The organism is Blautia faecicola, assembly GCF_004123145.1.
Lineage (GTDB): Bacteria > Bacillota > Clostridia > Lachnospirales > Lachnospiraceae > Oliverpabstia > Oliverpabstia faecicola.
The window spans coordinates 3,116,555-3,143,428 of sequence record NZ_SDKC01000001.1 but is presented as its reverse complement, the minus strand read 5'-3'; the positions used below and the strand labels follow the sequence as shown (position 1 = coordinate 3,143,428).

Genomic DNA, 26,874 nt, shown 5'->3' with positions numbered 1-26,874 from the left:
CCTCCTTTTTATGTGATGTACTCCCGGAGTCTTTCTGCACTTGCTTTTGCGGCTGATTTTTCGCCAGTCGCACCCGAATTTCATCAACGTACGCACCGCGTACGTTGATGAAATTTGGGCACAACTGATAAAAAATCATCTCACAAAATCAGGCACAGAAAGATTCCGAGAGCACATTGTGCAAAATGCGAAAAAGTATAGAAAAAGTATAAAATGTGTTATATAAATTTACAAGAAATTATTTAGGATAAAGCAAGAAACCTAAAAAAATAGACAACATAGAGATATAGAAACCAGCAGAAGTGTGTTACGATAAAGATAGAACCAATAACCAGACAAAACGATAAGGAGGAAATCATGAAGGAGAGAACAAAGAGATTGCAGGCACTTTTCTGTGCACTTGCAGTAACGGCGACTTCTGTTGGCTCACCGCTGGTATCGATCCCCGTATATGCGGAGGATACACAGGGAGCAGAAGATACTTCTGAACAGCCGGAAACAGAGAGCGGAAAAACAACAGATGCATCAGACAACGCGATATCAGAAAGTCCGGATCAGGCAGAGGAACCAGTGGAACTGATACCGGAGAATCCGAATCAGGAACCAGCGGCAGAGGACGAAGAGGACAGCGGTCAGGAAACAACAGTGGAGGCAGAAACGGCACAGATGCCGCAGGCAGCAGCGGTGCAGGAAGCACAGACACAGGAAGCTGAAACCGTAACGCCGAAAGAGGGCACGCTGACAGTGAAAATCAACGGAACCGCAGCGAGCGGAGAAAGTCTGGAAACAGCAGTCACCGCCAGCGGAACGGAAGCTGCCGCAGTGACCCGTCTCGAACTGGTATCCGGTACGATCACACAGGCAGATCTGGCATACATCACAACCCTGACCAATCTGCAGGATTTTCATATGCAGCTGGGAAGCGGACTGAAACTGATCGGAAAGACCGGAAGTGCAACGACCGTGCTCGGAAAAAATACGGCAGTACTGAATTTTGCACCGAAAGCATCCGGAAGCAGCAAGGGAGAACTGAGAGAAGTACACCTGGAAGGTGTGACGGAGATTCAGAAGGGTGGAATTGTAAGTGATTCCGTAGAAATCGTAGACCTGCCGGATGCAACCGAAGTAGGAGATGATGCATTTAACGGATTTGGATGGCTGGAGAAAGTTTCCCTGCCGAAAGCTGAGACGATCGGAATGCGTGCGTTCTATAAATGTACCAGACTGACGGATGTAACTCTGGAAGCAGTAAAAACACTGAAAAAGGATTCCTTCTATTATACAAACAGTCTGAAACGCCTGACTCTCCCGGCAACACTGGAGACGATTGAAAATATCCAGTTTGGAAGGGTTGGACAGGGAAATAAAGCGGGAACGCGCGTGGTGATGAAAGGAATGACTCCTCCAACCGTAGCGTCAGGAGCATTTACCGGAGTTTCCCAGACTACAATCTCTACGGTAACTGTACCGGCGGGTGCGCTGGATGCGTATCTGGCACAGATCAATGCAGAAAACAGTTCTGCAGGACTGATCAGAAAAAAAGAGACGATGTGGAACAATCTGTACTTGAGAGAAGAGGGCAGTTATGCAGTAGAATATTACAGCGAGTATGTCACCGGCGTGAAAGTGGCATATGTGAAAGCCGGAGAGGGAGTCACCGCAGAAAAGGTGGCATCTGCGACGAAAGCAGGAAATATTTTCAAAGGCTGGAATACAAAGAAAAACGGAACGGGAGAAGCCTTTGGAGAGGGAAGCGTGCCGACCAGAGATCTTACGGTATACCCTGTATTTGCAGCATCCTGTACCGTACAGATCCATCAGGAAGACGGAACGACAACGACCCTGGAAGTAGAGAAAGACCAGGCAATCGGAGAAAAACTGCCGACTGCACCGGAAAAAGAGGGTTATGTATTCAAAGAGTGGAATACCAGTGAAGACGGAACAGGAGAAACTGTGACTGCGAACACCGTCATTACAGCCAATATGGATATTTATCCGATTTATGAAGAAAATCAGCCGGATGTGATCAAAGTTCTGGTAAATGGCATCAGCGTGGACGGCTCCAGCCTGGAAGATGCGATCAAAGACAGTAAGGTGGCAGTAGCCGATGTGACAAGCATCGAACTGGTATCCGGGGAAATCACACAGAATGATCTGGCATATCTTGCACAGATAACGAACCTGGAGAAATTCACGATGCATCTGGGAGAAGACCTGATCCTGCACGGAAAAGACGGCAATCCGACAACCGTACTGGGACCAAACACGGCGGTACTGAACTTTGCACCGAAGGCATCCGGAAGCAGCAAGGGAGAACTGAGAGAAATACACCTGGAAGGTGTGACGGAGATTCAGAAGGGTGGAATTGTAAGTGATTCCGTAGAAACCGTAGACCTGCCGGATGCGACCGAAGTAGGGGATGATGCATTTAACGGATTTGGCTGGCTGGAGAAAGTTTCCCTGCCGAAAGCTGAGACGATCGGAATGCGTGCATTCTATAAATGTACCAGACTGACAGATGTCACACTGGAAGCAGTAAAACGCTGAAAAAAGATTCCTTCTATTATACAAACAGCCTGAAACGCCTGACGCTTCCGGCAACACTGGAGACGATTGAAAATATCCAGTTCGGAAGGGTTGGACAGGGAAATAAAGCGGGAACGCGCGTGGTGATGAAAGGAATGACCCCTCCAACCGTAGCGTCGGGAGCATTTACCGGAGTTTCCCAGACTACAATTTCTACGGTAACTGTACCGGCTGGTGCGCTGGATGCGTATCTGGCACAGATCAATGCAGAAAACAGCTCTGCGGGACTGATCCGCAAAAAAGAGACGATGTGGAACAATCTGTACCTGAGAGAAGGGGGCAGTTATGCAGTAGAATATTATAGCGAGTATGTCACCGGCGTGAAAGTGGCATATGTGAAAGCAGGAGAGGGAGTCACCGCAGAAAAGGTGGCATCTGCGACGAAAGCAGGAAATATTTTCAAAGGCTGGAATACAAAGAAAAACGGAACGGGAGAAGCCTTTGGAGAGGGAAGCGTACCGACCAGAGATCTGACGGTATACCCTGTATTTGCAGCATCCTGTACCGTACAGATCCATCAGGAAGACGGAACGACAACGACCCTGGAAGTAGAAAAAGACCAGGCAATCGGAGAAAAACTGCCGACTGCACCGGAAAAAGAGGGGTATGTATTTAAAGAATGGAACACCAGCGCCGACGGAACCGGAACGACGGTGACTGCGGATACGATCATTACAGCCAATATGGATATTTATCCGGTTTACGAAGAAAATCTGCCGGATGTTATTAAAGTTCTGGTAAATGGCATCAGCGTGGACGGTTCAAGCCTGGAAGACGCGATCAAAGACAGTAAGGTAGCAGTAGCCGATGTGACAAGCATCGAACTGGTATCCGGGGAGATCACACAGAACGATCTGGCATATCTTGCACAGATAACGAACCTGAAAAAATTCACGATGCATCTGGGTGAAGACCTGATCCTGCACGGAAAAGACGGCAATCCGACAACGGTACTGGGACCGAACAGTGCGGTACTGAACTTTGCACCGAAGGCAGCAGGAAGTAGCAAGGGAGAACTGAGAGAAGTGCACCTGGAAGGTGTGACGGAGATTCAGAAGGGCGGAATCGTAAGTGATTCTGTAGAAATCGTAGACCTGCCGGATGCAACCGAAGTAGGGGATGATGCATTTAACGGATTTGGATGGCTGGAGAAAGTTTCCCTGCCGAAAGCTGAGACGATCGGAATGCGTGCGTTCTATAAATGTACCAGACTGACGGATGTCACACTGGAAGCAGTAAAAACGCTGAAAAAAGATTCTTTCTATTATACAAACAGCCTGAAACGCCTGACTCTCCCGGCAACACTGGAGACGATTGAAAATATCCAGTTCGGAAGGGTTGGACAGGGAAATAAAGCGGGAACGCGCGTGGTGATGAAAGGAATGACTCCTCCAACCGTAGCGTCAGGAGCATTTACCGGAGTTTCCCAGACTACAATCTCTACGGTAACCGTACCGGCTGGTGCGCTGGATGCGTATCTGGCACAGATCAATGCAGAAAACAGTTCTGCGGGACTGATCAGAAAAAAAGAGACGATGTGGAACAATCTGTACCTGAGAGAAGAGGGCAGTTATGCAGTAGAATATTACAGCGAGTATGTCACCGGCGTGAAAGTGGCATATGTGAAAGCTGGAGAGGGAGTCACCGCAGAAAAGGTGGCATCTGCGACGAAAGCAGGAAATATTTTCAAAGGCTGGAATACAAAGAAAAACGGAACGGGAGAAGCCTTTGGAGAGGGAAGCGTACCGACCGATGATATCACCGTGTACCCGGTATTTGCAGCAGCATGCACGATCCAGATACATCAGGAAGATGGAACCACAACAAAACTGGAAGTAGAGAAAGGTCAGGCGATCAGAGAAAACCTGCCTGCAGCACCGACAAAAGAAGGATATCTCTTCAAAGGCTGGAACACCAGCGCCGACGGAACTGGAACGACGGTGACTGCGGACACGGTGATTACTGAAAATATGGATCTTTACCCGATCTTCGAAGAGGACATTCCTCCGGTAGTGGAAGTAAGAGTGGTCTTTGATGTAGACGGACAGAAGAGTGAAGTGAAGGTAGTGAAAGGAGAGGCAATTGGAAGTAACCTTCCGGCGGACCCAGAGAAAGACGGATATACTTTCAAAGGCTGGAATACCAAAGCAGACGGAACTGGAGAAACCGTGACTGCGGAAACTGTAGTGACGGATGAGATGGAAGTATACGCCGTATTCGAACAGAACCCAGCACCGATTGAAGAAGTCAAAGTTGTGATTGACGTAGATGGTGTGAAGACTGAAGTGAAAGTCATCAAAGGAGAAGCGATCGGAAGTAACCTTCCAGCGGATCCGACGAAAGACGGCTACACATTCAAAGGCTGGAATACAAAAGCCGATGGAACGGGAGAAACCGTGACTGCGGAAACTGTAGTGACAGACGAGATGGAAGTGTACGCTGTATTCGAACAGAACCCAGCACCAATTGAAGAAGTCAAAGTTGTTTTTGACGTAGACGGTGTGAAGACGGAAGTGAAAGTTATTAAAGGAGAAGCAATCGGAAGTAATTTGCTAGCAGATCCGACAAAAGATGGCTATACCTTTAAGGGGTGGAATACAAAAGCCGATGGAACGGGAGAAGCTGTGACCGCGGAAACCGTAGTAACAGACGAGATGGAAGTATACGCCGTATTCGAACAGAACCCAGCACCAATTGAAGAAGTCAAAGTTGTTTTTGATGTAGACGGTGTGAAGACGGAAGTGAAAGTCATTAAAGGAGAAGCGATCGGAAGTAACCTTCCGGCAGATCCGACGAAAGACGGCTACACCTTCAAAGGCTGGAACACCAAAGCGGATGGAACGGGAGAAGCTGTGACCGCGGAAACTGTAGTAACGGATGAGATGGAAGTATACGCCGTATTCGAACAGAATCCAGCACCGATTGAAGAAGTCAAAGTTGTGATCGACGTAGACGGTGTGAAGAGTGAAGTAAAAGTCATCAAAGGAGAAGCGATCGGAAGTAACCTTCCGGCAGATCCGACGAAAGAGGGCTACACCTTCAAAGGATGGAATACAAAGGCAGACGGAACCGGAGAAACGGTGACGGCAGATACGCTGGTAAGTGACGATCTGGAAGTATATGCAATCTTCGAGAAGACCGAAACCCCGAAAGATCCGGAGAAACCGGATCCGGGAAAAGGCGATGATACGAAGAAACCGGAGACCCCAAGACCGACACCGACCACGACTCCAACCAACACCAACACAACCAAAAAGAACAACACAACAACAGGTACCACAACACCTGCATCCAAAACAACCACAACAGCGCAGACAGCCAAATCGGTGAAAACAGCCGATGCTACACCACTGGCATCCACCGCAGCCGCAGGAGGACTCTCTCTGCTCGGTATACTGGCAGCCCTGTTTGGAAAAAAGAAAAAATAATCTGATACTCAACACTCCTGGAGTATAAAAAGAACCCCGCCCCGGATAAGAAGCGAAGCGATTCGCGGAAGACCCGGGGCGGGGTTTTGTAAAGCATTTATAATTGGAATGTAATCGTCAAATAAAAAGGTGTACAGACATTTCAACAGTTTTCCCTTAAAATCATAATTAGAGTTTTGGGAGTCAGCTCTAAAAACTCTAATTATGATACGCAAGGAGAAAAGTATGGATTTTTCACTTCTTACCCCGTATAAACAAGTGAAATACCAATACTGGTTAAATGTAATCCACGAATGCCGATCCTCTGGATTGACAAATCAGAAGTGGTGTGAACAGAATGGTATTTCGCTAAAAAGTTACTATTACTGGATATCAAAATTCCGCAAACTTGCAGTCGTAGACCTTCCGAGAAAAGAATACGTTTCATCTGGTTCATCAGTTTCTTCGCAGAAACAATCTGACCTGACGGAAGCTAGGTTTGTCGAACTTCCTGTACCTGCAAAGAGGGAACATGTGGATTCTCATAAACCCGAAGCTGTTTTAAAAACTGGAAATATCTCCGTGGAATTATATGAGACAGCTACAGAATCTTTTTTACAGATGCTCGTAAAGGTGAAGCGACCGTACTTGTGAAAGGTGCGGAAGTACTATGGTACGTATAGGGGAAGAGTTTATCCGGACAGAAGTCCAGTTCATCCCTGCAAAACTGAAAGTGATCGATCATTACCGTGAAACATACGAATGCAGGACATGCCGAAAAAAAGGCATGCCATATATGGAGAAAGCTCCCATTCCTGCAGCGCCAGTCATGCATTCCCTGGCATCCGCGTCTACGATTGCCTGGCTGATCTATCAGAAATTTGAACTTGGGATTCCTTTATAACGTCAGGAAAAAGAATGGGCAGATATGGGATTAGCCTTAAGCCGTGTTACCATGTCCAACTGGCTGTTAGTTGTGTATAGAGAATGGTTAAGCCATGTGGTGGAACGTCTAAAGCAGGAATTATTAAAGCAGAAATACCTGCACATAGACGAAACCCATGTTCAGGTGCTGAAAGAGCCAGGGAGAAAAAATACTACTGACTCTTATATGTGGGTCTACTGCAGCATCAAAGATGCCAAGAACCCTATACGGTATTTCGAATACCGGCCAGGAAGAGGTGGAAAATATCCGGAAACATTTCTGAAAGACTATACAGGCTATATCCATACAGATGTCTATTCCGGGTACAATGGAGTATCAGGTGTGATAAGATGCATGTGTTACACACATCTGCGCCGTGCATTTGTGGATGCGCTGCCAAAAGATGTTCATGATCCGGCAGCAACAAAATCAGCTGAAGCAATCCTGCGCCTGAATAAGCTCTTTGCCATAGAGGAAGAGCTGGCAGATTTAACACCTGAAGAGAGGAAAAGACAGCGAATCATCCGCGAGAAAAAACAGCTCGAGGACTTTTGGTCGTGGGCCGAAAAAAGTGCCCTGGGTGAACTGCCAAAATCAAAACTCTCAAAGGCTTTTGGATATGCCCTGAATAACCGGGATGAATTTTTCAATTATCTGAAAGATGGAAACTGTGTGATCAGTAATTCATTAGCTGAGAACTGTATCCGCCCGTTTGTGATTGGTCGAAAGAACTGGTTATTTTCTGGAAGCCCACAAGGGGCACAGGCAAGTGCCGGTATCTATACACTGGTAGAAACAGCAAAAGCAAATGGGCTTTCGCCAATGAAGTACATAAAATATATCCTGTCTGACATGCCAGGCAGTGCATTTCTGGAATTTCCTGAATATCTCGATGACTATCTGCCATGGAATCCATACGTGAAAGAAATCTGTAAATGATCGCAACCCTAATTATACAAGAGTTACGATCATTTTTTAATACACCTTTTTATTGGACGCTTACATACCATCGCAAGTCTTTCTTGATAAAAACGAATGTTTTATATGAGTATTCCCAGTCATCATCGTCATCGCATTTACAGATGTAACGAATGGTATCTTCTTCGACAATCTCCTGTAAAACATGCAAATCCAGTATCTGGGAACCCATGTGGCATCTGGACGGTCGGAATCCACCTTTGTGGTCAAACCAAACAGAAACATCAACAGCTTTTAAAATCTTATCCATATTTTAAATCTCCTTTCCAAACTTTGAACAGGTGCCAGAATGGTCGGATTTAAGCTGCTGTTTGTGAAGTTGACTGACTTGATAGTGTTTTATGAAGTCTGTAAAAGCATCTGTTTCAGATACGACTTCCTGAGCAGGGTAAAGACTGTTTTTGCGTAATTGGAGAAGAATACGTGTTCGCTCTTTACTGTCGGGCAGGGTAAAGGAGTCTCGCAATACGGCTTCGTTATATGCGTAATATCGTTTGGGACTTTTGCCTTCTGATAATAACTTGCGCATAACATCATCTTCTTCCAGTCTGGCAATGGTATCTTCATCAAGAAGCAGTGGGGAAGAATTAAGAGCGAGAATACCCCGGAGCACTTCTGCGTTTTTTTCGTCCTGATAGTTCTGTTGTACTCTGAAAACGGCCATTTTCTGGAATAAAGGTTCATGAGTCTGGTTTTGGGAGAAAGTCATCATTCCTACTGTCATATAATAGCGGATATCAGCACTTAAGTTTAAAAAAGTGAACATTAGAGCCATGACACGGTTTCCTGTTTTGTCTGCGATGAAACTGTATGCCATGTTTTGATTTTCATATTGATATAAAGGACCTGTTAATAAGAATGATGGCATAGGGTCGCCGTAAAAGGTTGTACCGGATTTCATTTCCTCCAACGTGACCATTGTATGTCCGTCTTTTAGGGAAATGGACATTCTGGCTTCTTCAATAGGCAAATCTTCCACTGGCTTGATACGGTTTTGAAAGTCTTTTGGTTTGAAGTAGTAGCAATAGTAATATTGTCCTTCTTCTGTAAAATAATAGTGGTTACGCAATTCGTGAACAGAACCGTTGCTGTCTTTGGTCTGTTTGGTCAGAGAGTAGGTATTGATTCCTGAATCGGGGTTATTGGGATACTGGCACAGATCCCATAAAGGGATGTCAAAAATCTGAGCAATTGCAACCAATTCCTGAAGCTTGATTTCTCTGGGAGACTGGCTGTTAAACATGGCTGCGACTTTTTGCGTAGATGTTGAGATGTTGAAATGCGTTTGCAACGCATTTGCAATAGCAGTGTAATTTAAAGTAACATGATTGGTTGTTTCAAAAGCGTCACGCCATTTAATTAGATTGTGTTTTACAAACATATTGTAGTTAAAAGTATCGTTACTCATCGGATGTTGTATGCCCTCCTATACAGAAAAATATTATGATATAGTGCTGTTTTGTAAAGTATCTTTAGTATACTTCTAAAGTCTAGAGAAAGCAAGGAAAAATTTCAAAAATAATAAAATTAGATTTAAAAATAAAATTTATAAAAATTGCAAAATCAAAATAAACACGATTTTAATTCTATAACTAAAACGATAAAAAGCATGGTATAATAAATACATCAAAAAAATGAGGAGGGATAAAATGAACACAAATGAAAAGAAGAGAGCCGATCTACATCTTCATTCTACTAAGAGTGATGGTTATAACACTCCGGATGAAGTGATACGACTGGCAGAAAAGGCAGGTTTGGCAGCAATAGCACTGACCGATCATAATTTGTTTTCTTTTACGAAACCCCAAAAGGTAGGAAAAATGATGGTGATTCCAGGATGTGAATTTTCAACGACATATTGGATCGCGGAGCGAAAAGATGCGACGGAAGTTCATGTTGTGGGTCTGTTTCCGGATGGCGTTGATCCGAACGATTTTAAGGAGATTTTCGCAAACATCGAAGAAGGAAAGCAGCAGTATGTTCTCGCGATTTTACAACAACTGGCAGAACGTGGGATTGACGTCAGTCTGGAAGAAGTGGAAGCTTCTCAAAAATTAACGGGACATACGGGCAGACACAAAATCGCTGACGTTCTGATTAAGAAAGGATATGCGAAGGACATGGACGATGCTTTTGATCATCATATCGGAAACTTCAGTCCGTACTATATTCCGGCGACACGATTCATAAAGTATGCCCCGACTGCTGCTGTTGTCCGGCAGATACGTTCTTCGGGTGGCATACCGATCCTGGCACATCCGTATGGATATATGATGAGTGAAGCAGAAATCGAAGATCTGATTATGAAGTTCAAATCTGCGGCTGGTACGGTTGCCGGAATGGAAGTCTATTATGAGCGTTATCTGAAAAATCCAGAGAAACTGTCTTTTTTAAAACATATGGCAGAAGAACACGGGTTATTTGCTTCGGCATCATCAGATCGCCATCGTGAAGACCAGCCTTTTTCTTCTGTGGAGAATGGAATGGAACTGTATCAGAACATGGAGAAGGCGTTACATAAGGCGAACTTAATGAAGAAGGGGGTTCTGATTAAAAAAACAGAGAAAAAATAAGAAAAACAAAAGGAGGTCGATTGAAGAAAATGCAAAGGATAAAAGAGATAGTAATGAAACAAAAGGTGTTGATTGTGATTGGCTTTGGAATCTGTTTTGTTTTGTCTTATGCAGATAACAGGCAGCAGGAACGTTTTCAAAAAGCGGATAGGGCATATACACTTATGGAACAGCAGAATTACGCGGAAGCGGAACCACTTATGGAACAGTATCTGGAGATTTCATGGGAGCCTTATTGGAAAGCGGTTGAGCTGGTGAATGGAAAAATAAACAAATTTTCCCGATCAGAAGCGGAAGCAGCATTACAGAAGTGTAAGAGAATGATGAAAGAGGAATCGTAGATAGATAATGGGGCAAATGAAGAAAAGAAAATGCGGGTCTGGGAGAAGTGGAGATATGATGAACAGGGAAAATCAAAAAAGAAACAAAAACAGAGTGATAAAAGGTGTTTTACTGGCGCTGGTGATAATATTGCTTGGGATTGGAACCGGAGAACTCCTTGTATATATGGGTGTCGTGAAAATCCCTGGTTTGAGCCAATCGGAAACAGACTCGGATACGCCGGCAGACAGTGCAGAAACAACATCTGAAACTTCACAGGAAACAACAGAGCAAACAGGCATTCCGGATGATGCAGCGGAATTCAATGGTCATCACTATTATGTTTACAATCCGGATGATATAACTACCTGGAAAGAAGCCAGACAATACTGTGAATTGAAGGGCGGTTATCTTGCAACGATTACGAGCAAAGAAGAAAACGACTTTGTGTATTCGTATCTTAAGAAAAACGTTGATTATGAGAGTGCCTACTTTGGATTTACAGACAAAGAATCAGAAGAATGGATATGGGATAACGGTGAGATCGGAACGTTTACAAACTGGCATACCGGAGAGCCGAGCAATAAAAATTCAAATAATGATTATGCAAGATATTATGATAAATATTCAGATGGAACGTGGAGTGCCGGAGACTTTGGAGAGCAGACAGGAAACAGTAAAAGCGTTTTTATCTGTGAATGGGGAAAATATCGGACAACGCCATCAACACCGGCAAAGTCCTCAACGGAAATCCCTGCAAAGACGGTGGACGACACGGAAATCTGGAACACTTTCCTGCAGGAAAAACAATATGAATCCAATATTACAGACTGGACCATTACAGAACTTCAATATTGCCTGCTGGACATTGATCAGGATGGCAGAAGAGAACTGATTCTTACTCCGGGAACAAGTTGGGATGATTATGAGATCTATCAGGTATATACAATCGGAGAAGATGGAAAAGTCTATCTGGCGGATGATTTTACAACCTGTTATGGACTCGGTTATTCCTCAAAATATAAGGCGCTTGCATATGACAGCGTCAGACCGTCGGAAATGTCTGCGAGTCTGGAATATCACATAATGGACGGAACGAAAATGACGGAAAGTTTCGCGGTAAATATGGAGGTTGATCTGAATACCTATCTGCCGGTATATAAAGTGCGGGATACATCCAAAGGAACAGACCGTACAATTACGGAAGAGGAGTACGAAGCATACGAAAAGGAATGTACATGGCTGACAGACTGGAAGAAAGTGGAAAGTAAATCGGCGAAAAAGAATACCGAAAAGACACAGACATCCGATCAGGAATGGAAAACTGCATACGCACAGTTCTTGCGGAACGGAGGGTATAAGAGTGATATGCCGGGATGCGACGCACCACGGTTTTTCGTATATGATGTTGACGGAGACGGTTCGATGGAACTTGTGATTATACGGGCTACATATTCTGTGGTAGGAGGAGATGTGTATACTCTTGTGAATGGAAAAGTAGTATATGCCGGAGGAACATCCGGAACTTACGGAAGTTTTGCAAGCTATCCTTCGGATGGGCTAATCCTGTCGAGTTACGGTCACATGGGAGTAGACCTGGAAGAATATTTTACACTGTCGGATGGAAAACTCGTTTCACAGGCAAGATGGATATCCAGTTTTACAGATGGTGAAACCTGGTATCTGAATAATCAGGAAACAACACAGGAGGCGTACGAAAACTGGAAGGAAGAACATGTAAGCGGAGAAATTTTTGCTATAGAGTATAACGATGCGCACCCGATTACAGAGGAAAATATACAGGCGTACGTGAAATAAAAGGTGCGTTTGAGTATATAAACCGACACAAGGCGTGACACATATTGTGGAGATACATAAAATGTAATAAATATATAATATGTAGAAAATAAAAGGAACCGGAGGAGAAAAATGAAGTGTACAAATTGTGGTCTCGAATTGCCACCGGGAAGCAAATTTTGTGAACGATGTGGAAGCAGGTTACAGGAAGATGCAGAATATGTGGGACGGAATTGAAAGCCGGATATGCGTTTTGCGAGAGGTGCGGAGAACCGGTATCTGCATCCTATTCTGACCCATCAAGAACGGCACCTCTTCCTCGAACGGGACAGCCAGGAAAAAAGAAATGGGTTGTTCCGGTGGTTGTAGGACTTTTGACCCTTACCCTTGTTGGGGCAGGAGCTTTTGTAATCCTGCGGAACTCTGCAAAAACAAATGAAACCGAATCGGTAAATGAGGATACCGTTGCTGAAGCAAATGACAATGAAGAGGAAACAAATGAAATTGAAAGTACCGATACAACTGATCCGGTTGAAGAGGAAACACAGACAGAACCGCCGCTGTTTTCAAAACGAATCTGGGATTATGATGGAACGATATACACCAGTTATGCTATGGACAATACAAACTGGACAAGCCTGACCGGAGATTATCACGATACGTTTATTGCATGGAAATAGTAGCGTAAGGAGGGAGCATGTTGACGAAGATAAAATTCTTTCAAAAAGACACAACAAAAAAAGATATTGTATTGGGAATCTTACTTGTATTAGGACTGATCTGGCTGAATACGTTTATTCACCAGAACAGTTTCAGTGATACCTATGGAGATTTCTATTTCCTGAAAAATTTTGCAATCACTGCACTCTGTACAGGCTTCTTTTTCTTTCTTAAAGAGCTGGTATTTGATTTTGAAATATTTGGTGATGACACAAGAGCTTGTGTAGCAGGTACGGCTGTTACCGGAATACTGATGATGCTGGCTCTTTTACTGGAAATGGGAACGGATTATGTTTCGATTTATACACAGAAAGAAATTGTATTGGGGACGTTTATAATTCATAAAAAATATGTATATGGTGTATGGACGATTGTATGGTTTCCACTTCATATAGACAAGATTTTTGCAAGGATGAGACAGGAACGTTTCAGATTCCAGTCGATTCTATATGGCTGTATTTCTATTATTGGACTTACTTTAGAGGGAATCCTGCTGTTCAGACCGATGGCAAATATATGGCTGATAGATCTTGTCGTTTTCAACAGTGCAACGCTGATTCTGGCAGTCTGGAAATATGCAATCAATGATGCACGGCTTCGTAAGGGGGAAATTGTCGCCGCTGTTCTTTCCTATGTGATATTCAGTGTGTATTTGTTACTGTTACAATGCAACAACTGGGGGAAGGAATTTTCTACTTTCATGTGTGGTGAAAACTGGAATGAGATAAAAGCGGTCATCCGTGAAGTCGTTGCTCATGCATCATTTTGGGGTACATCCGGTTATCTGAGAAATTCAGCTTCCGTGCATTCGTGGCTGTTAAACTGGAACAAACCGATTCTGCAGTTGCTATATTACGGGGGATGGATTTCGGTAATTGTAGTGCTGCTGGCAATGGTATGTCTGCTGTGCGTGTTGGTTAAAATGCTTGGAATAAAGAATGGACGAATTCATAAAAACTGGCTGCTCTATGCAACGGCAACCGTGATGTTTTTTAATGATGTGGTGTCAGGTACACTGTATGCTTTTGGATTTCCATGTCCTGTAGGATTGCCTTTCCTTAGGGAAACGGGTTTTACAGATTGGATGGCATTTGCGTTAATCGTATTCTGTGCGCTGGAGAACCTTCAAATACAGAAAAATAAGTGCCCGGACAGTGCATTTGTCTTGGCTGAAACACTACTTGGCAAACAAGATTCATACCAGATTTTTGATGAGTTTGATGAGCCATACAGAGAAGAACTATGGTATGATGAGGTAACGATTATCGGCTCTGGATGCGAAATCTCATGTGATGCATACTGGTGTGAACTGGAAGGCAGAGAGTTCTGTGTATTTAAGCCTCAAGATTTTCGAATTCGTGAAAAACGATTTATTCTTGAATTTGTTGAGGATAGATGGATTCTTCCGGATGATCCGGAAAATAAGATGAAACAAGAGATTTGCCAATGTTATGCAAAAGTTAATGTGCTAAGGTGCATGGATGAGGAGATGGAAGATAGAGATGAAGAATTTGATGACGAAGACAGTGAATTTTTTTAAGGAAAATATATGTTTGGCAGCTATAGTTGTGGGTCTGCTGGTTCTTGTGTGCATTACAGGATGGGAATTCAGCTTACGTGTTGCAAGGAACGCTCAGAGTAATAATGCGATTAACGTGTTATATGAAAGAGATGCAGGGATAGCATCGGAGAGAATAGCGTTTTAGAAGAGAAAAAACCTGACACAAAACAGGATACAGATTGATAAAACACAACTGGAATCTGTAAAATAGAATTAACAATTACCGTGGAAAACAAAAGAAGTGTGAAAATGAAATGTTTAAAACGAAGGAGGAAAACACATGAAAAGAATGAAACAATTTTGCAGTCTGTTACTCGCCGGAACGATTCTGGCAACAAGCCTTACTCCGATGACGGTCAGCGCCGCATCATGGAAAAAGAACAGCGTAGGCTGGTGGTATGAGGAAGATAACGGAAGTTATCCGGCAAACCAGTGGAAACAGATCAATGGGAACTGGTACTGGTTTAATAAGAACGGATATATGGCAACCGGCTGGCAGTATATCGGGGGAGAATGGTACTACTTCCAGTCAAGCGGAGCGATGCTTGGAGAAGGCTGGCATGTCATCAATGGAAACTGGTTCTATATGTATGCGAGTGGGGAAATGGCAGCAGACGCCTGGATCGGCAATTCTTATGTGAACAGCAGTGGAGCGTGGGTACAGGGAAAGACGAAAGTACAGGAAGGCTGGGTACAGAGCGGAAGCCGCTGGTGGTATCGTCATGCAGACGGAGGCTACACAAGAAATGGCTGGGAAATGATCAAAGGTCAGTGGTATTTCTTCGATAAAGATGGCTGGATGGTGACCGGCTGGAGACAGATCGGAGGAGACTGGTATTATTTCCAGACGAGTGGAGTGATGGTTGGAGAAGGTTGGCATGTGATTAATGGAAACTGGTATTACATGTATGCCAATGGTGTCATGGCAACAAACACCTGGATTGGTGGATATTATGTAAATTCATCAGGTGTTTGGACAGATCCGAACAGTAAAAACTACATATCGGAGGCACAGGTGATCAAATATGCGGAAAACTATTTTGGAAGAAAAAATGGAGAGATAGTAAAGGCAGGCAGTGATGTGTATGAATATGTAATCTGGGTGGCCGATGAGCCGACGGAAGATTTCCCATATTATTATGTGTTATTACAGCGATATGTGAATGGAGATCATTTTACACGGGTAGGAATGATCTATGTAAATGCGAGAACGGGTGAATGTACGGAGGCTGACTATTAAAAGAGAGAAGGAGGAATTCGAATGAGAAAAGCAAAACAATTATGCAGTTTACTTCTCGCCGGAACGATTCTGGCGACCAGCCTGACTCCGATGACGGTCAGCGCCGCATCGTGGAGAAAGAACAGCGTAGGCTGGTGGTATGAGGAGGACAATGGAAGTTATCCGGCAAACCAGTGGAAACAGATCAACGGAAACTGGTACTGGTTTAATAAGAATGGATATATGGCAACCGGCTGGCAGGATATCGGGGGAAATTGGTACTACTTTCAGTCAAGCGGAGCCATGCTTGGGCAGGGCTGGCATGTCATCAATGGAAACTGGTTCTATATGTATGCAAGTGGAGCGATGGCAGCAGATGCCTGGATCGGCGATTCTTACGTGAACAGCAGTGGAGCGTGGGTACAGGGAAAGACAAAAGTACAGGAAGGCTGGGTGCAGAGCGGAAGCCGCTGGTGGTATCGCCATGCTGATGGCGGCTATACAAGAAATGGCTGGGAAATGATCAAAGGCCAGTGGTATTTCTTTGATAAAGACGGCTGGATGGTAACCGGCTGGAAACAGATTGGAGGAGACTGGTATTATTTCCAGACGAGCGGAGCGATGATCGGACAGGGCTGGCATGTGATTAATGGAAAGTGGTATTACATGTATGCGAATGGTGTGATGGCTTCCAATACCTGGATTGATTCAGACTATGTGGATTCATCCGGTGCCTGGTTATACAGAGCGGATAAGAAATGTAGAACTGTGTATGCACAGTTTTTGCGGAACAAAGGCTATTTGAATCAGGAAAAAGGTAACAAGGATCCAAGATTTATAATGTTCGATATGAATGGTGATAAGGTTCCGGAACTTGTTATTATACACAATATAAATCATTTGTCTGGTGGATATATCTACACCTATTCAACGGACGGAAATGTTTCCTATGCTGGCTGGGTATATGGGTTATATGGAAGTGTTGCAGCGTATCCGTCTGCTGGTCTGATTGAGTCCGCATATGCACATCAGGGAACAGATCTGGAAGAATATTTTTCTTTGGAGAATGGTACGTTGGTTTCTAAGGGGAGATGGATCAGCAGTTACCTGAATGGTACACAATGGTATCTGAATGATGTGCAGACATCACAGAGCCGCTATGAAAAATGGAAAGCAGAACATGTAACGGGAGATAGTGTATGTCTTACATATGATACCATGTATTCAATTACAGAAAAAAATATACGTACTTATCTGGATTGGTAAGAGAAGACTCGGATTCTCCATGACAATCATGTTGTGAAGGTAAAAATAGTATTTAGAAAATAAAAAGGTTTTTCTATGATGAAATAAAAATCATGGAAGAACCTTTTATTTTCACCTGTCCTTGACATACGAATTCATAATTGCTATATATAAAACAATGGCAAAAAGCCCCGGCGATTCGCTTAATCGCGTAAATAATAAACTGAACCAGAAAGGTGCGAGATAAGATGATCTGTAAATACGAAGACTACCTGAAGGAACCATACGTTCTAACCATCGAACAAATGCAGCAAATACACAACGATCTGTTAGCCAATCTCGACAACGATCCTGAAGCATTGAAATTATACGAAGAACTGATTGCTGCCGCCACAAAATACGCTGCAATGCGTGCCAAATGGCTGCAGCTGCCCCGACAGGAAAAAATGGATACGGATTCCCTGAGGACTTCTCATCATGATTCTGTTATCACCCATTTCAATATGCTCGCAAGATATCTGCGCATGCAGGGCAAGAAAGCTGCGTGGAGGGATGCACTTGGGGATGAGAAAGAAAATAAATACGGCAGAAAAACGATTGGTGATTTCGCGTGCTACCTGGTGTTTATGAATAGCATTTGCGCGCGGTAGTGAAAAAAGAGCTGTTTTACGAGATAAATTTCATATGAACCACAAGCCCCCGGTAAGTTGTAGGTAACGAATACAAACAATTTACCGGGGGTGTTGTATAAGGGATTGACTGTGAGAGAATATAAAAAATAGGTTAAGGGGATTCATTATCCTTCACACACCGGAATCTGAATCTCCGTCACAAACTGTTTCGGATCGTTCGCCAACACATAATCGATCATCGTCACCTCTCTGGAAAATCCATCAATTTTCAACCGGTGTTCCCGGATATAAGTCAGAAGTTTCTGATAATAAGCCGGCGCTTCGTTATGACTTCCGCAGAATCGAATAGAAACACAGGTCTGTCCGGGGAGTTCCTCAGTGATGCCCTGGTAGCGGTCTTCCGGTTCGAGGAGCAGAAAAACGGTGTCGTAGACCTGGTAAGCGTCGGCTTCCAAATGTTCTTTGGAGATGCCGAGCCCGACTTTTCCGAGAAAAACCAGAGTCTCTTCCTGATCTTTCTGGAGTGTCCGGATCGAAGTCTCCAGATCCAGATAGGTTTTCGGGGAGAGATGGTTGCGGATCTAGGTGATCCGTCTCGGCGGAGTCTGAACCAGTGTAATCGTATCCAGCCGGGAGGAGAGTGCATCTGTCAGTCCTTCGAGCCGGGTGTTGATCTTTTGCTCGATAATCTGAAGTTCCTGCTGTTTCTGGCGGACGGTTTCCCGTTGCTGGATCAGCATTTCCTGAATTTTCCCCACATCTTTATTCTGAAGAAAATCCGCGATGTCTTCGAGCGGCATATCCAGGGCGCGAAGATAACGGATCGTATTTAAACGTTCAAACTGTTGGACGCCGTAGTAGCGGTAACCGGAATCCGGATCCGTATATTCCGGGCGGATCAGCCCTAGAGCGTGTCTGAAAAATCATTTCCGCAATCTGCAAGCCCCACTTTGCGGTATATTTTACCCTCATTCGGTTGCCGTAGCCCGCTACGCCGCCCTCATTCGGATAAAATCTCCCACAAACTGAGACTCGCAGCTCACGAAAAGCCTTTTTCAGACACGCTCTAGTTTTTCATAATGACGCAGAGAACCGACGCTGATAGAAAACATGCGTGCGACCTCTCCGATGCGAAAGAGTTCCTGTTTTTCCATGAAGTGTAATCTCCTGTAGTGGTAAATATATTCTGTATTGAACATTGTAACTCTATTTATATTGTATCAAGTTGGTAAGAGAAATGCCAGTTTTGAGTATAAGGAATATAATATTTTTTAAATACATAATACATGAAGCGAAATGTGTATATTAGAGGATAAGACAGAATGAGGTGCATTTTAAAAAGGTATGAAAATACAATCACTAAAGAGATATGAAATATAGTTTACCAAAGCTGCTATGAACGGAGAAAACAGTCACATTCATAGATGAAAACGAGTAAAAATATGGAATCAGGATTGACATTTTTTCGCAAAAGAGTTATCTTTGAGGAAAGATAATAAAACTATTTTATTAAGTTTATAAAAGCGTATGTATGGAGGGTATTTCACATGGAAGGTAAGATGAAAGTAGCAGTGATGAACGGTATCGGCAAGATGGGATTTACGGAGCGTGACATCCCGACGCCGAAGGACGATGAAGTTCTGGTAAAGCTGGATTATGTGGGAATCTGCGGATCGGATCTGCATTATTATGAGAGTGGAGCCATCGGCGATTATGTCGTAGAACCGCCGTTTGTTCTCGGTCATGAGCCGGGTGGCGTTGTTGTGGAAGTGGGAAAAGATGTCAAACACCTGAAAGTCGGTGATAAAGTAGCTTTGGAGCCGGGAAAAACTTGCGGACACTGCGAATTCTGCAAACAGGGCAAATACAATCTCTGTCCGGACGTCGTATTTTTCGCAACTCCACCGGTAGATGGTGTATTTCAGGAGTATGTTGCTCATGAGGCAGATCTCTGTTTCAAACTCCCGGAGAATGTAAGCACACTGGAGGGTGCGCTGATCGAACCTCTGGCTGTCGGTTTCCACGCAGCGATCCAGGGAGATGCTCATCTGGGACAGAAAGCAGTGGTGATGGGTGCCGGATGTATCGGTCTGGTTTCCATGATGGCACTGAAAGCCCGTGGAGTATCTGAGGTTTATGTGGTAGATATCATGGAAAAACGTCTGGAAAAAGCCCTGGAACTGGGCGCAACCGGAGTGCTCAACGGCGAAAAAGAGGATGTGATCGCCAAAGCACAGGAACTGACCGGCGGGGCCGGTATGGACCTGATCATCGAGACCGCCGGTACAGAGATCACCACCAGACAGGCGATCCATATGGCGAAGAAGGGTTCCACGATCGTTCTGGTCGGCTACAGCAAGAGCGGTGAGATGACCCTGCCGATGAGCCTGGTTCTCGACAAAGAACTGACTTTCAAAACGGTCTTCCGTTACCGCCATATCTATCCAATCGCAATCGATGCGGTAGCTTCCGGTAAAGTGAATGTAAAAGGAATCGTTACGAATATTTACGATCTGGATGATGTACAGAGAGCGATGGATGAGAGTGTGCATAATAAGGCAGACATTGTAAAAGGTGTGATTAAGATTCATCCGTAAGAGTTGAAAGGCTCGTAAAAAGAAAAAAGTATACAGGTGTCAGGCATTTCTTCGTAAAAATTTTGTAAGAGTGCCTGACACTTTTAAATTAAAAAGTCGGAATTGACCTATAAATCAGCCGGAATCCTATCTGGAAAATCTCTTGTTTTTTGAGTAAAATAAAAGTAATGGGCGGTGATTGCGCCGCAGAAAATAACAGGCAGGGCTGTCCGCGGCGGGTGCGGCGGGACGGCCGGAAAAGAGGTTTGAGATGAAAAAATGGACAAGAGTCATGTATCAGCCAAATCTTCCCCTGGAAGCAGGCAGATATGTAACAGCAAGCAAAGAACATATTGCATTATCCCTGGAGGCAGCGACAGAGGGTATGGTGCTTTTGAAAAATGAGAACAATATCCTGCCGTTAAAGAACGGTTCCCGGATCACACTGTTCGGACGCGGAAGTTTTGACTATGTCAAAGGTGGCGGCGGAAGCGGAGATGTAACCGTATCTTATATACATAATCTGTATGATGGTTTCAAAACCCTGGAAGATAAAGTACAGGTATACGAACCGGTAGCAGATTTTTATAAGAAAAATGTAGAAGAACAGTATGCAATCGGAAGAGCACCGGGTATGACCGAAGAGCCGGAACTGCCGCAGGAACTTTTGGACGGCGCGCGGGCATTTGGCGATACCGCACTTATCGTACTGAGTCGTTTCTCCGGAGAGGGATGGGATCGTTCCAGCGTGGAATACAACGGCGAATTCAATCCATGGCCGGATGAGACAAGCATGCCGAAACTGTCCGCAGAAGTGTATCCGGACGGCGATTTTTATCTGACTGCAGGCGAGAAAAAACTGCTGGCACAGGTAGAAGAAGCTTACGATAAGATCGTGGTTGTATTAAACATCGGCGGTGTGATCGATCTGTCCTGGATCAAAAAAGATGACAAGATCGGAGCAGCTTTATACGGCGGTCAGGGCGGCATGGAAGGTGGAACTGCGATGGCACAGGTACTGTGCGGTCTGGTCAACCCATCCGGTAAACTGGCAGATACCTTTGCAGCGAGACTGGAAGATTATCCATCTACCGAGAACTTCCATGAGTCTGTAGAATATGTAGATTATACCGAAGATATTTACGTTGGATACCGTTATTTTGAGACGATTCCGGGCGCAGCTGAGAAAGTAGTTTATCCGTTCGGTTACGGTCTGTCCTACACAACCTTCGAGGTGGAGACACAGAAAGCATGGGAAGAGGCAGACTCTATCAACGTACAGGTGCAAGTAACCAACACCGGAGATATGGCCGGTAAAGAGGTCGTACAGTTGTATTACAGTGCACCACAGGGACTGTTAAAGAAACCGGCGAAAGAATTGGGTGCATTTAAGAAAACCCGCCTTCTGCAGCCAGGAGAGAGTCATACGATGGTACTGACCGTCACAAAAGAAGCAATGGCATCCTACGATGATCTTGGAAAAGTAGCAAAATCTGCTTATGTTCTGGAAAAAGGCGCATATGCTTTTTATATTGGAACCTCCGTAAGAAATAATGAAAAAACAGCTTATGAATATCTGGTAGCAGAAGATACCGTGGTAAAACAGCTGGAAGCAAAACTGACACCATCCGGTCTGGCAAAGAGAATGCTTTCCGATGGAACCTACGAGGAACTGCCTCAGACTGAAGGAAATGATCCGAACGCCTGCGCATTTGAAAAAATGGTTCCGGGAACCGATGAAGGCATCCTGCCGGAAGTACGTTTCCGCGAGCAGCGTCTGGCACTCTATGTAGTGAAAAAAGGTGCAAAACCATTTATCGAGGTAGCAGAAGGAAAGATCACCCTGGACGAGTTCATGAGTCAGCTTTCCGATGACGATCTGATCGAACTGCTTGGCGGACAGCCAAATACCGGTGTGGCCAATACCTTTGGTTTCGGTAACCTGCCGGACTATGGTGTACCGAACATTATGACAGCTGACGGACCTGCAGGTCTTCGTATCGCACCGGAATGTGGCGTGTGTACAACTGCATGGCCATGTGCAACTCTTCTTGCCTACACCTGGAACCCGGATCTGGTAGAACAGGTCGGTGCAGCCGGAGCAGAAGAAGTGAAAGAAAATAATATCGCCGTATGGCTGACACCCGCTGTCAACATTCACAGAAATCCTTTGTGCGGAAGAAACTTCGAGTATTATTCCGAAGATCCGCTGCTTGCAGGTAAGATGGCAGCAGGTATGGTACGTGGTATCCAGTCTCAGCATATCGGCGCTTCCGTAAAACATTTTGCCGCCAATAACAAAGAGACAAACAGAAAGCACAGCGATTCCCGTGTATCCGAACGTGCCCTTCGTGAGATTTATCTGAAACAGTTTGAAATTATCGTAAAAGAATCCGATCCGTGGACGATCATGAGCTCCTACAACGTGATCAACGGTCACAGAGCTTCGGAAAATAAAGAACTTCTGGAAGACATCCTTCGCGGAGAATGGGGATTCCGGGGCATGGTGACCACAGACTGGTGGACCCGTGGCGAACACTACAAAGAGATTAAAGCCGGAAATGATGTCAAGATGGCAACCGGTTATCCGGAACGTGTGAAAAAAGCCATGGAACTTGGTGAGATCACCCGTGCGGATCTGGAACACTGCGCAAGACGCGTGCTGGAACTGATCCTGAAGATCGATTAATCGAAAAAATATAGACAAAAAGGAAAAGAAAAGGCGAACAGAAAAAGAATCTACTTTCTGTTTGCCTTTTTTTGCAAAAATATAAAAAGCCGGACTGGATTACCGGGGAAAAACAGGGTATAGTAGTAAGAAAACAGTGCGTGTAAGAGGAGTAACAAGAGATGAACAGAAAAATGGAAAATCATTTCCTCTGTGTAGAAGTCAGCGACCGCGGTGCGGAACTGATGCGAATCGTGAGAAAGGATACCGGTGCGGAGATTCTCTGGAACGGCGATCCGACCTTCTGGGACTACCGTTCCCCGATTCTTTTTCCAAATGTAGGAAGTACCTGGCAGAAAAAAATGAAGATCAACGGGAAAGAATACCAGACCCGCCAGCATGGATTTGCCAGAGAAAAAGAATTTACCTGCGTAGAAGAGTGTGTCGAAAAGCTGCGCTATCAGCTGGTATCTGACGAAGAGACAGGAAAGTACTATCCATTTGAATTTGTATTATGGATCACGTATGAATTACAGGAAAAACAGATTATTGTCACCTGGGAAGTGGAAAACCGGTCCGGGAAAGTCATGAGTTTTACGATCGGCGGACATCCGGGCTTCCGGTTTGAAAAAGAAGGAGAACAGAAAGAAGACTATGAACTGTATTTTCCGGAAAATACAGAGCTTACCGCTACCGCGGTCGATCTGGTCAACGGTACCGGAAAACCGGATCAGAAATACCCGGTGAAACTGACGGATCATACGCTGGCATTAAGTGACCAGCTGTTTGATGTGGACACGCTGGTATTTGATGATGCGCAGATTAAAGAAGCTTGGCTCAGAAAAAAAGCCACCGGACAGCTTTATACGGGAGTCCGCTGTATCGACGAGTTTTACAGTTTCGGCATCTGGTCCCTTCCCAAAGGACCGTACGTCTGTCTGGAGCCTTGGGCGGGCAGATGCGATGATGAAGGATTTTGCGAAGACATTTCAAAAAAACCGGGCATCAATCAGGCAAAGCCGGGGGAATACTGGAAAAAGCAGTATGCGATTCTGATCGGGTAGAGCGAGGAAGCTGAGAAAAATGTATTTGCAACAGAAAAAAGAGTGTCAGATGTAAGAATCCGACACTTTTCTGTTATTTTCAGAAAAAATATACAGAATATGGTTGTTACATTACTTATTAATGATTGAAGTTTAATTACAGAAATTACAAGGAGGTTTTTCATGGGAAGAATATTTTATGTGAGCAGCATGCATGGAGATGATACAAACAGCGGACAGACACCGGAGGACGCGTTCCGCAGTCTGCGAAAGATTAATCAACTGGAGATCCAGCCGGGAGATCAGATCTTTTTGGAACGGGGATCTGTATTTATCGGGGAGTATCTGCACTTGTATGCAGGGGGAACCAAGGAGGCACCGGTTGTCGTAGATGCATACGGCGAGGGTGCGCTGCCGCGGATCGAGGCAGACGGAAACGGGATCTGGTATCAGAACTACGGTGGACATCTGGACAATGTGGTACATACCTGGAAAGGCTATCTGTCTTCCGCGGTTCTCTTATACGATGCAGAGTACATTTCCATCCGGAATCTGGAAATCACCAACAATCCCTGCATCAAAAATGAACGCCTGAACCAGGCAGATCGCATGAACCGCACCGGTGTATCCGTGATCGCACAGAATCACGGAACCCTGCATCAGATCGAACTCGATCACCTGTACATCCATGATGTAGAGGGAAATATCTACGACAAACATCTGAATAACGGCGGCATCTACATGTCCGTCTCCCGCCCGGACGACGAAGAAAAGACCGGAATCGCCCGCTATGACGGTATCCACATCCATCACTGCAAAGTCGAGAACTGCCGCAGATGGGGAATCGCCGCGGGATATACCTACCAGCATGATAAATTCACGACCCTGGAACTGCCAGATGAAGTGGTGAAAACCTACGGCTCCACCAATGTCGTGATCGAACACAACTTTGTCAAAGATATCGGCGGAGACGGCATCACACCGATGTACTGCTTTGAACCGTTGATCCAGTATAATATATCCGAAAATATCGCCGTAGACATCCACCCGGATCTGTACAACGAAGAGGGAAACCGTGGCGGCATGACCGCAGCCGCCATCTGGCCATGGAAATGCAAAACCGCCCTGTTCCAGTACAACGAAGCCTACAACACCGTCTACAACCAGGACGGACAGGCATGGGACGCTGACTCCGGCGACGGAACCATTTACCAGTACAACTACAGCTGCAACAATGGTGGTGGCTGTGTGATGTTCTGTGAGGGCGAGAGCGTCAACAACACCTTCCGCTACAACATCAGCCAAAACGACGGAACCGGCATCCTGACCCCGGTACGAAACGTGGACGCGAAAATCTACGGCAACATCTTCTATATAAAAGAAGGCGTAGACTTCATCCGTCACCGGATCTGGGGCGATACGATGATCGAAGGCGGCGGAATCGAAGTCACCGACAACACCATCATCTACGCCGGAAACGAACCAAAAGAAGAGTCCTGGAACTACAACAGCCCAGACGCCCACTACCAGAACAACACTTATGTAAACTACAAAAACACCCCGGAAGGCGACCCAACCCCAACCCGCCTCTCCGATGCCACCACAATCCACCCAACCCCCGGCACCGCCCCGGAAACCACCGACGGCCACAGCCGCATGTACAAAGGAAACAAAGCCTTTGACGGCTACTGCCTGAAAAAAGACGGCACAGACATCCTGAAACGGTAATTCCTTCAAGCCTGTAAGATATGACAGATACTTTCCGTCATACCTTGCAGGCTTATTTAAATTACGCGAGCAACGAGCCAAAGTTTATGCTTTGATTCATTTTCTCCATGAAAAACCACAGTCACAGCCAATACCCAGCGAAAGAGGCGGAGCAGGTCAGAGGGCAGCAACACTTTGTTGCCCTGCCCACGTTGCAGCCCCTGACCTGCTCCGCCTCTTTCGCGTCCGTCTGGAAAAGTCCCCCTTTTCATCTTGGTAGCGACACAAAATCTTCACAAAAAAATTAGCACTCCCTCTTGACGAGTGCTAACACATGTGTTATAGTACAACTAGAACAAAGGAAGAGAGAAATAAATAAGAAAACCCCATATATCCAATGTTCAAACCAACAAAACAAAAACAGTAATCAATTCACCTGACACAGGTGGAATTCATAGAAGGGAGAAATGACTTATGTTAATGCCTAGTATTTTTGGAGAAAACTTTATGGATGATTTCTTTGGAGTTCCGGAGAGAACCTATACAAAGAGTGCACAGAACACCCTGATGAAAACCGATGTAGTAGAAAACAAAGACGGATTTGACGTATCCATTGACCTGCCGGGATTCAAGAAAGAAGATGTAAAAGGAGAAGTGAAAGACGGCTACCTGATCATCACCGCATCCACAAACCAGAATAAAGATGAGAAAAACAAAGATGGCAAATACATCCGCAAAGAAAGATACAGCGGAACCTGCCAGAGAAGCTTCTATGTAGGAGACGATATCACGCAGAACGACATCAAAGCAAAATTTGAAGACGGTGTCCTGAAACTCGAGATTCCGAAAAAAGAAGCAAAACCAGAAGTAAAAGAAGCAAAATACATCTCCATCGCATAAACATGCAGGAAGATGA

21 protein-coding genes and 3 pseudogenes are annotated in these 26,874 nt (G+C 44.9%); 19 read left to right on the top strand and 5 right to left on the bottom strand.

Translation table 11 applies throughout. The annotated features are described in order from the left end of the window. The first annotated feature begins 357 nt into the window (after positions 1 to 357). From ETP43_RS14115 to tnpC, 4 genes and pseudogenes are all read left to right on the top strand, one after another. Positions 358 to 2,547, top strand: coding sequence for a leucine-rich repeat protein (locus ETP43_RS14115; protein WP_129258797.1), 2,190 nt, complete (start codon positions 358 to 360; stop codon positions 2,545 to 2,547). After that, positions 2,502 to 6,014 (top strand): InlB B-repeat-containing protein, encoded by a 3,513-nt coding sequence (locus tag ETP43_RS14110; RefSeq protein WP_129258794.1) that lies wholly within the window; start codon positions 2,502 to 2,504, stop codon positions 6,012 to 6,014. Before ETP43_RS14115 ends, ETP43_RS14110 begins: the two co-directional genes overlap by 46 nt. 225 nt (positions 6,015 to 6,239) lie before the next feature. After that, a complete protein-coding gene (gene tnpA / locus ETP43_RS14105; RefSeq protein WP_129258792.1) occupies positions 6,240 to 6,647 on the top strand; it encodes an IS66 family insertion sequence element accessory protein TnpA in 408 nt (135 codons plus the stop codon). Continuing rightward, positions 6,643 to 7,857 (top strand): annotated as a pseudogene (gene tnpC, locus ETP43_RS14100) (IS66 family transposase); the annotation flags it as partial. The gene tnpA and the pseudogene tnpC, both read left to right, overlap by 5 nt. 49 nt (positions 7,858 to 7,906) lie before the next feature. Here tnpC and ETP43_RS14095 read toward each other — a convergent pair. Next, positions 7,907 to 8,146 carry a hypothetical protein gene (locus ETP43_RS14095; RefSeq protein WP_129258790.1) on the bottom strand — a complete coding sequence of 80 codons (240 nt, stop codon included), beginning with the start codon at positions 8,144 to 8,146 and terminating at the stop codon, positions 7,907 to 7,909. 3 nt (positions 8,147 to 8,149) lie between these two features. Beyond that, on the bottom strand, positions 8,150 to 9,304 hold the full coding sequence (locus tag ETP43_RS14090; protein ID WP_129258787.1) for a hypothetical protein: 1,155 nt from the start codon (positions 9,302 to 9,304) through the stop codon (positions 8,150 to 8,152). A 241-nt stretch (positions 9,305 to 9,545) separates the two neighbouring features. On the opposite strand from ETP43_RS14090, the gene ETP43_RS14085 reads away from it, so the two are divergent. The 9 genes from ETP43_RS14085 to ETP43_RS14045 all read left to right on the top strand — a co-directional run bounded on the left by ETP43_RS14085 (position 9,546) and on the right by ETP43_RS14045 (position 17,982). After that, a complete protein-coding gene (locus ETP43_RS14085; protein WP_164979730.1) occupies positions 9,546 to 10,469 on the top strand; it encodes a PHP domain-containing protein in 924 nt (307 codons plus the stop codon). Between the two features lie 53 nt (positions 10,470 to 10,522). After that, complete coding sequence (locus ETP43_RS14080; RefSeq protein ID WP_129258782.1) at positions 10,523 to 10,810, top strand: hypothetical protein; 288 nt, start codon at positions 10,523 to 10,525, stop codon at positions 10,808 to 10,810. Positions 10,811 to 10,865: 55 nt separating this feature from the next. Further along, complete coding sequence (locus tag ETP43_RS14075; protein ID WP_164979729.1) at positions 10,866 to 12,608, top strand: C-type lectin domain-containing protein; 1,743 nt, start codon at positions 10,866 to 10,868, stop codon at positions 12,606 to 12,608. Positions 12,609 to 12,719: 111 nt separating this feature from the next. Beyond that, entirely contained in the window at positions 12,720 to 12,824 is a 105-nt protein-coding gene (locus ETP43_RS14070) for a zinc-ribbon domain-containing protein (RefSeq protein ID WP_129258778.1), read from the top strand. Continuing rightward, positions 12,821 to 13,267: a hypothetical protein gene (locus ETP43_RS14065; RefSeq protein ID WP_129258776.1), complete on the top strand. Its 447-nt coding sequence runs from the start codon at positions 12,821 to 12,823 to the stop codon at positions 13,265 to 13,267. Before ETP43_RS14070 ends, ETP43_RS14065 begins: the two co-directional genes overlap by 4 nt. 17 nt (positions 13,268 to 13,284) lie before the next feature. Next, on the top strand, positions 13,285 to 14,847 hold the full coding sequence (locus tag ETP43_RS14060; protein WP_129258774.1) for a hypothetical protein: 1,563 nt from the start codon (positions 13,285 to 13,287) through the stop codon (positions 14,845 to 14,847). A gap of 301 nt (positions 14,848 to 15,148) precedes the next feature. Next, positions 15,149 to 16,108 carry an N-acetylmuramoyl-L-alanine amidase family protein gene (locus ETP43_RS14055; RefSeq protein ID WP_129258772.1) on the top strand — a complete coding sequence of 320 codons (960 nt, stop codon included), beginning with the start codon at positions 15,149 to 15,151 and terminating at the stop codon, positions 16,106 to 16,108. 21 nt (positions 16,109 to 16,129) lie between these two features. Next, positions 16,130 to 17,353 carry an N-acetylmuramoyl-L-alanine amidase family protein gene (locus ETP43_RS14050; protein ID WP_129258770.1) on the top strand — a complete coding sequence of 408 codons (1,224 nt, stop codon included), beginning with the start codon at positions 16,130 to 16,132 and terminating at the stop codon, positions 17,351 to 17,353. A gap of 227 nt (positions 17,354 to 17,580) precedes the next feature. Beyond that, positions 17,581 to 17,982 carry a hypothetical protein gene (locus ETP43_RS14045; RefSeq protein ID WP_129258768.1) on the top strand — a complete coding sequence of 134 codons (402 nt, stop codon included), beginning with the start codon at positions 17,581 to 17,583 and terminating at the stop codon, positions 17,980 to 17,982. A gap of 146 nt (positions 17,983 to 18,128) precedes the next feature. Here ETP43_RS14045 and ETP43_RS14040 read toward each other — a convergent pair whose 3' ends face one another. Both ETP43_RS14040 and ETP43_RS14035 read right to left on the bottom strand, forming a co-directional pair. Next, positions 18,129 to 18,497 carry a GyrI-like domain-containing protein gene (locus ETP43_RS14040; RefSeq protein ID WP_279222225.1) on the bottom strand — a complete coding sequence of 123 codons (369 nt, stop codon included), beginning with the start codon at positions 18,495 to 18,497 and terminating at the stop codon, positions 18,129 to 18,131. A gap of 48 nt (positions 18,498 to 18,545) precedes the next feature. Then, entirely contained in the window at positions 18,546 to 18,863 is a 318-nt protein-coding gene (locus tag ETP43_RS14035; protein WP_279222224.1) for a MerR family DNA-binding protein, read from the bottom strand. Between ETP43_RS14035 and ETP43_RS18810 the strand changes: the two are divergent. Then, positions 18,862 to 18,939, top strand: a pseudogene (locus ETP43_RS18810) (DUF6783 domain-containing protein); the annotation flags it as partial. The gene ETP43_RS14035 and the pseudogene ETP43_RS18810 sit on opposite strands and share 2 nt — an antisense overlap. On the opposite strand, the pseudogene ETP43_RS18805 reads toward ETP43_RS18810, so the two are convergent. Then, positions 18,925 to 19,002, bottom strand: a pseudogene (locus ETP43_RS18805) (DUF6783 domain-containing protein); the annotation flags it as partial. The pseudogenes ETP43_RS18810 and ETP43_RS18805 overlap by 15 nt on opposite strands. Positions 19,003 to 19,511: 509 nt before the next feature. Between ETP43_RS18805 and ETP43_RS14030 the strand changes: the two are divergent. The 5 genes from ETP43_RS14030 (at position 19,512) to ETP43_RS14010 (ending at position 26,858) form a co-directional block, all read left to right on the top strand. After that, the gene (locus ETP43_RS14030; protein ID WP_129258763.1) at positions 19,512 to 20,561 is read left to right on the top strand and encodes an NAD(P)-dependent alcohol dehydrogenase; all 1,050 of its coding nucleotides are present in this window, start codon (positions 19,512 to 19,514) and stop codon (positions 20,559 to 20,561) included. 250 nt (positions 20,562 to 20,811) lie between these two features. Further along, positions 20,812 to 23,229: a glycoside hydrolase family 3 C-terminal domain-containing protein gene (locus ETP43_RS14025; protein ID WP_129258761.1), complete on the top strand. Its 2,418-nt coding sequence runs from the start codon at positions 20,812 to 20,814 to the stop codon at positions 23,227 to 23,229. A 161-nt stretch (positions 23,230 to 23,390) separates the two neighbouring features. Next, a complete protein-coding gene (locus ETP43_RS14020) occupies positions 23,391 to 24,272 on the top strand; it encodes an aldose 1-epimerase family protein (RefSeq protein WP_129258759.1) in 882 nt (293 codons plus the stop codon). 162 nt (positions 24,273 to 24,434) lie between these two features. After that, complete coding sequence (locus ETP43_RS14015; protein WP_181951949.1) at positions 24,435 to 25,979, top strand: polyhydroxyalkanoate depolymerase; 1,545 nt, start codon at positions 24,435 to 24,437, stop codon at positions 25,977 to 25,979. Between the two features lie 453 nt (positions 25,980 to 26,432). Continuing rightward, the gene (locus ETP43_RS14010; RefSeq protein ID WP_129258757.1) at positions 26,433 to 26,858 is read left to right on the top strand and encodes an Hsp20/alpha crystallin family protein; all 426 of its coding nucleotides are present in this window, start codon (positions 26,433 to 26,435) and stop codon (positions 26,856 to 26,858) included. The last annotated feature ends 16 nt before the right edge of the window (positions 26,859 to 26,874 follow it).

Excerpts from the sequence above, each read along its gene's own strand:
- ETP43_RS14115 (WP_129258797.1), top strand. The coding sequence starts at position 358 with ATGAAGGAGAGAACAAAGAGATTGCAGGCACTTTTCTGTGCACTTGCA.
- ETP43_RS14110 (WP_129258794.1), top strand. The coding sequence starts at position 2,502 with ATGTACCAGACTGACAGATGTCACACTGGAAGCAGTAAAACGCTGAAA.
- tnpA (WP_129258792.1), top strand. The coding sequence starts at position 6,240 with ATGGATTTTTCACTTCTTACCCCGTATAAACAAGTGAAATACCAATAC.
- ETP43_RS14095 (WP_129258790.1), bottom strand. The coding sequence starts at position 8,146 with ATGGATAAGATTTTAAAAGCTGTTGATGTTTCTGTTTGGTTTGACCAC.
- ETP43_RS14090 (WP_129258787.1), bottom strand. The coding sequence starts at position 9,304 with ATGAGTAACGATACTTTTAACTACAATATGTTTGTAAAACACAATCTA.
- ETP43_RS14085 (WP_164979730.1), top strand. The coding sequence starts at position 9,546 with ATGAACACAAATGAAAAGAAGAGAGCCGATCTACATCTTCATTCTACT.
- ETP43_RS14080 (WP_129258782.1), top strand. The coding sequence starts at position 10,523 with ATGAAACAAAAGGTGTTGATTGTGATTGGCTTTGGAATCTGTTTTGTT.
- ETP43_RS14075 (WP_164979729.1), top strand. The coding sequence starts at position 10,866 with ATGATGAACAGGGAAAATCAAAAAAGAAACAAAAACAGAGTGATAAAA.
- ETP43_RS14070 (WP_129258778.1), top strand. The coding sequence starts at position 12,720 with ATGAAGTGTACAAATTGTGGTCTCGAATTGCCACCGGGAAGCAAATTT.
- ETP43_RS14060 (WP_129258774.1), top strand. The coding sequence starts at position 13,285 with ATGTTGACGAAGATAAAATTCTTTCAAAAAGACACAACAAAAAAAGAT.
- ETP43_RS14055 (WP_129258772.1), top strand. The coding sequence starts at position 15,149 with ATGAAAAGAATGAAACAATTTTGCAGTCTGTTACTCGCCGGAACGATT.
- ETP43_RS14050 (WP_129258770.1), top strand. The coding sequence starts at position 16,130 with ATGAGAAAAGCAAAACAATTATGCAGTTTACTTCTCGCCGGAACGATT.
- ETP43_RS14045 (WP_129258768.1), top strand. The coding sequence starts at position 17,581 with ATGATCTGTAAATACGAAGACTACCTGAAGGAACCATACGTTCTAACC.
- ETP43_RS14030 (WP_129258763.1), top strand. The coding sequence starts at position 19,512 with ATGGAAGGTAAGATGAAAGTAGCAGTGATGAACGGTATCGGCAAGATG.
- ETP43_RS14025 (WP_129258761.1), top strand. The coding sequence starts at position 20,812 with ATGAAAAAATGGACAAGAGTCATGTATCAGCCAAATCTTCCCCTGGAA.
- ETP43_RS14020 (WP_129258759.1), top strand. The coding sequence starts at position 23,391 with ATGAACAGAAAAATGGAAAATCATTTCCTCTGTGTAGAAGTCAGCGAC.
- ETP43_RS14015 (WP_181951949.1), top strand. The coding sequence starts at position 24,435 with ATGGGAAGAATATTTTATGTGAGCAGCATGCATGGAGATGATACAAAC.
- ETP43_RS14010 (WP_129258757.1), top strand. The coding sequence starts at position 26,433 with ATGTTAATGCCTAGTATTTTTGGAGAAAACTTTATGGATGATTTCTTT.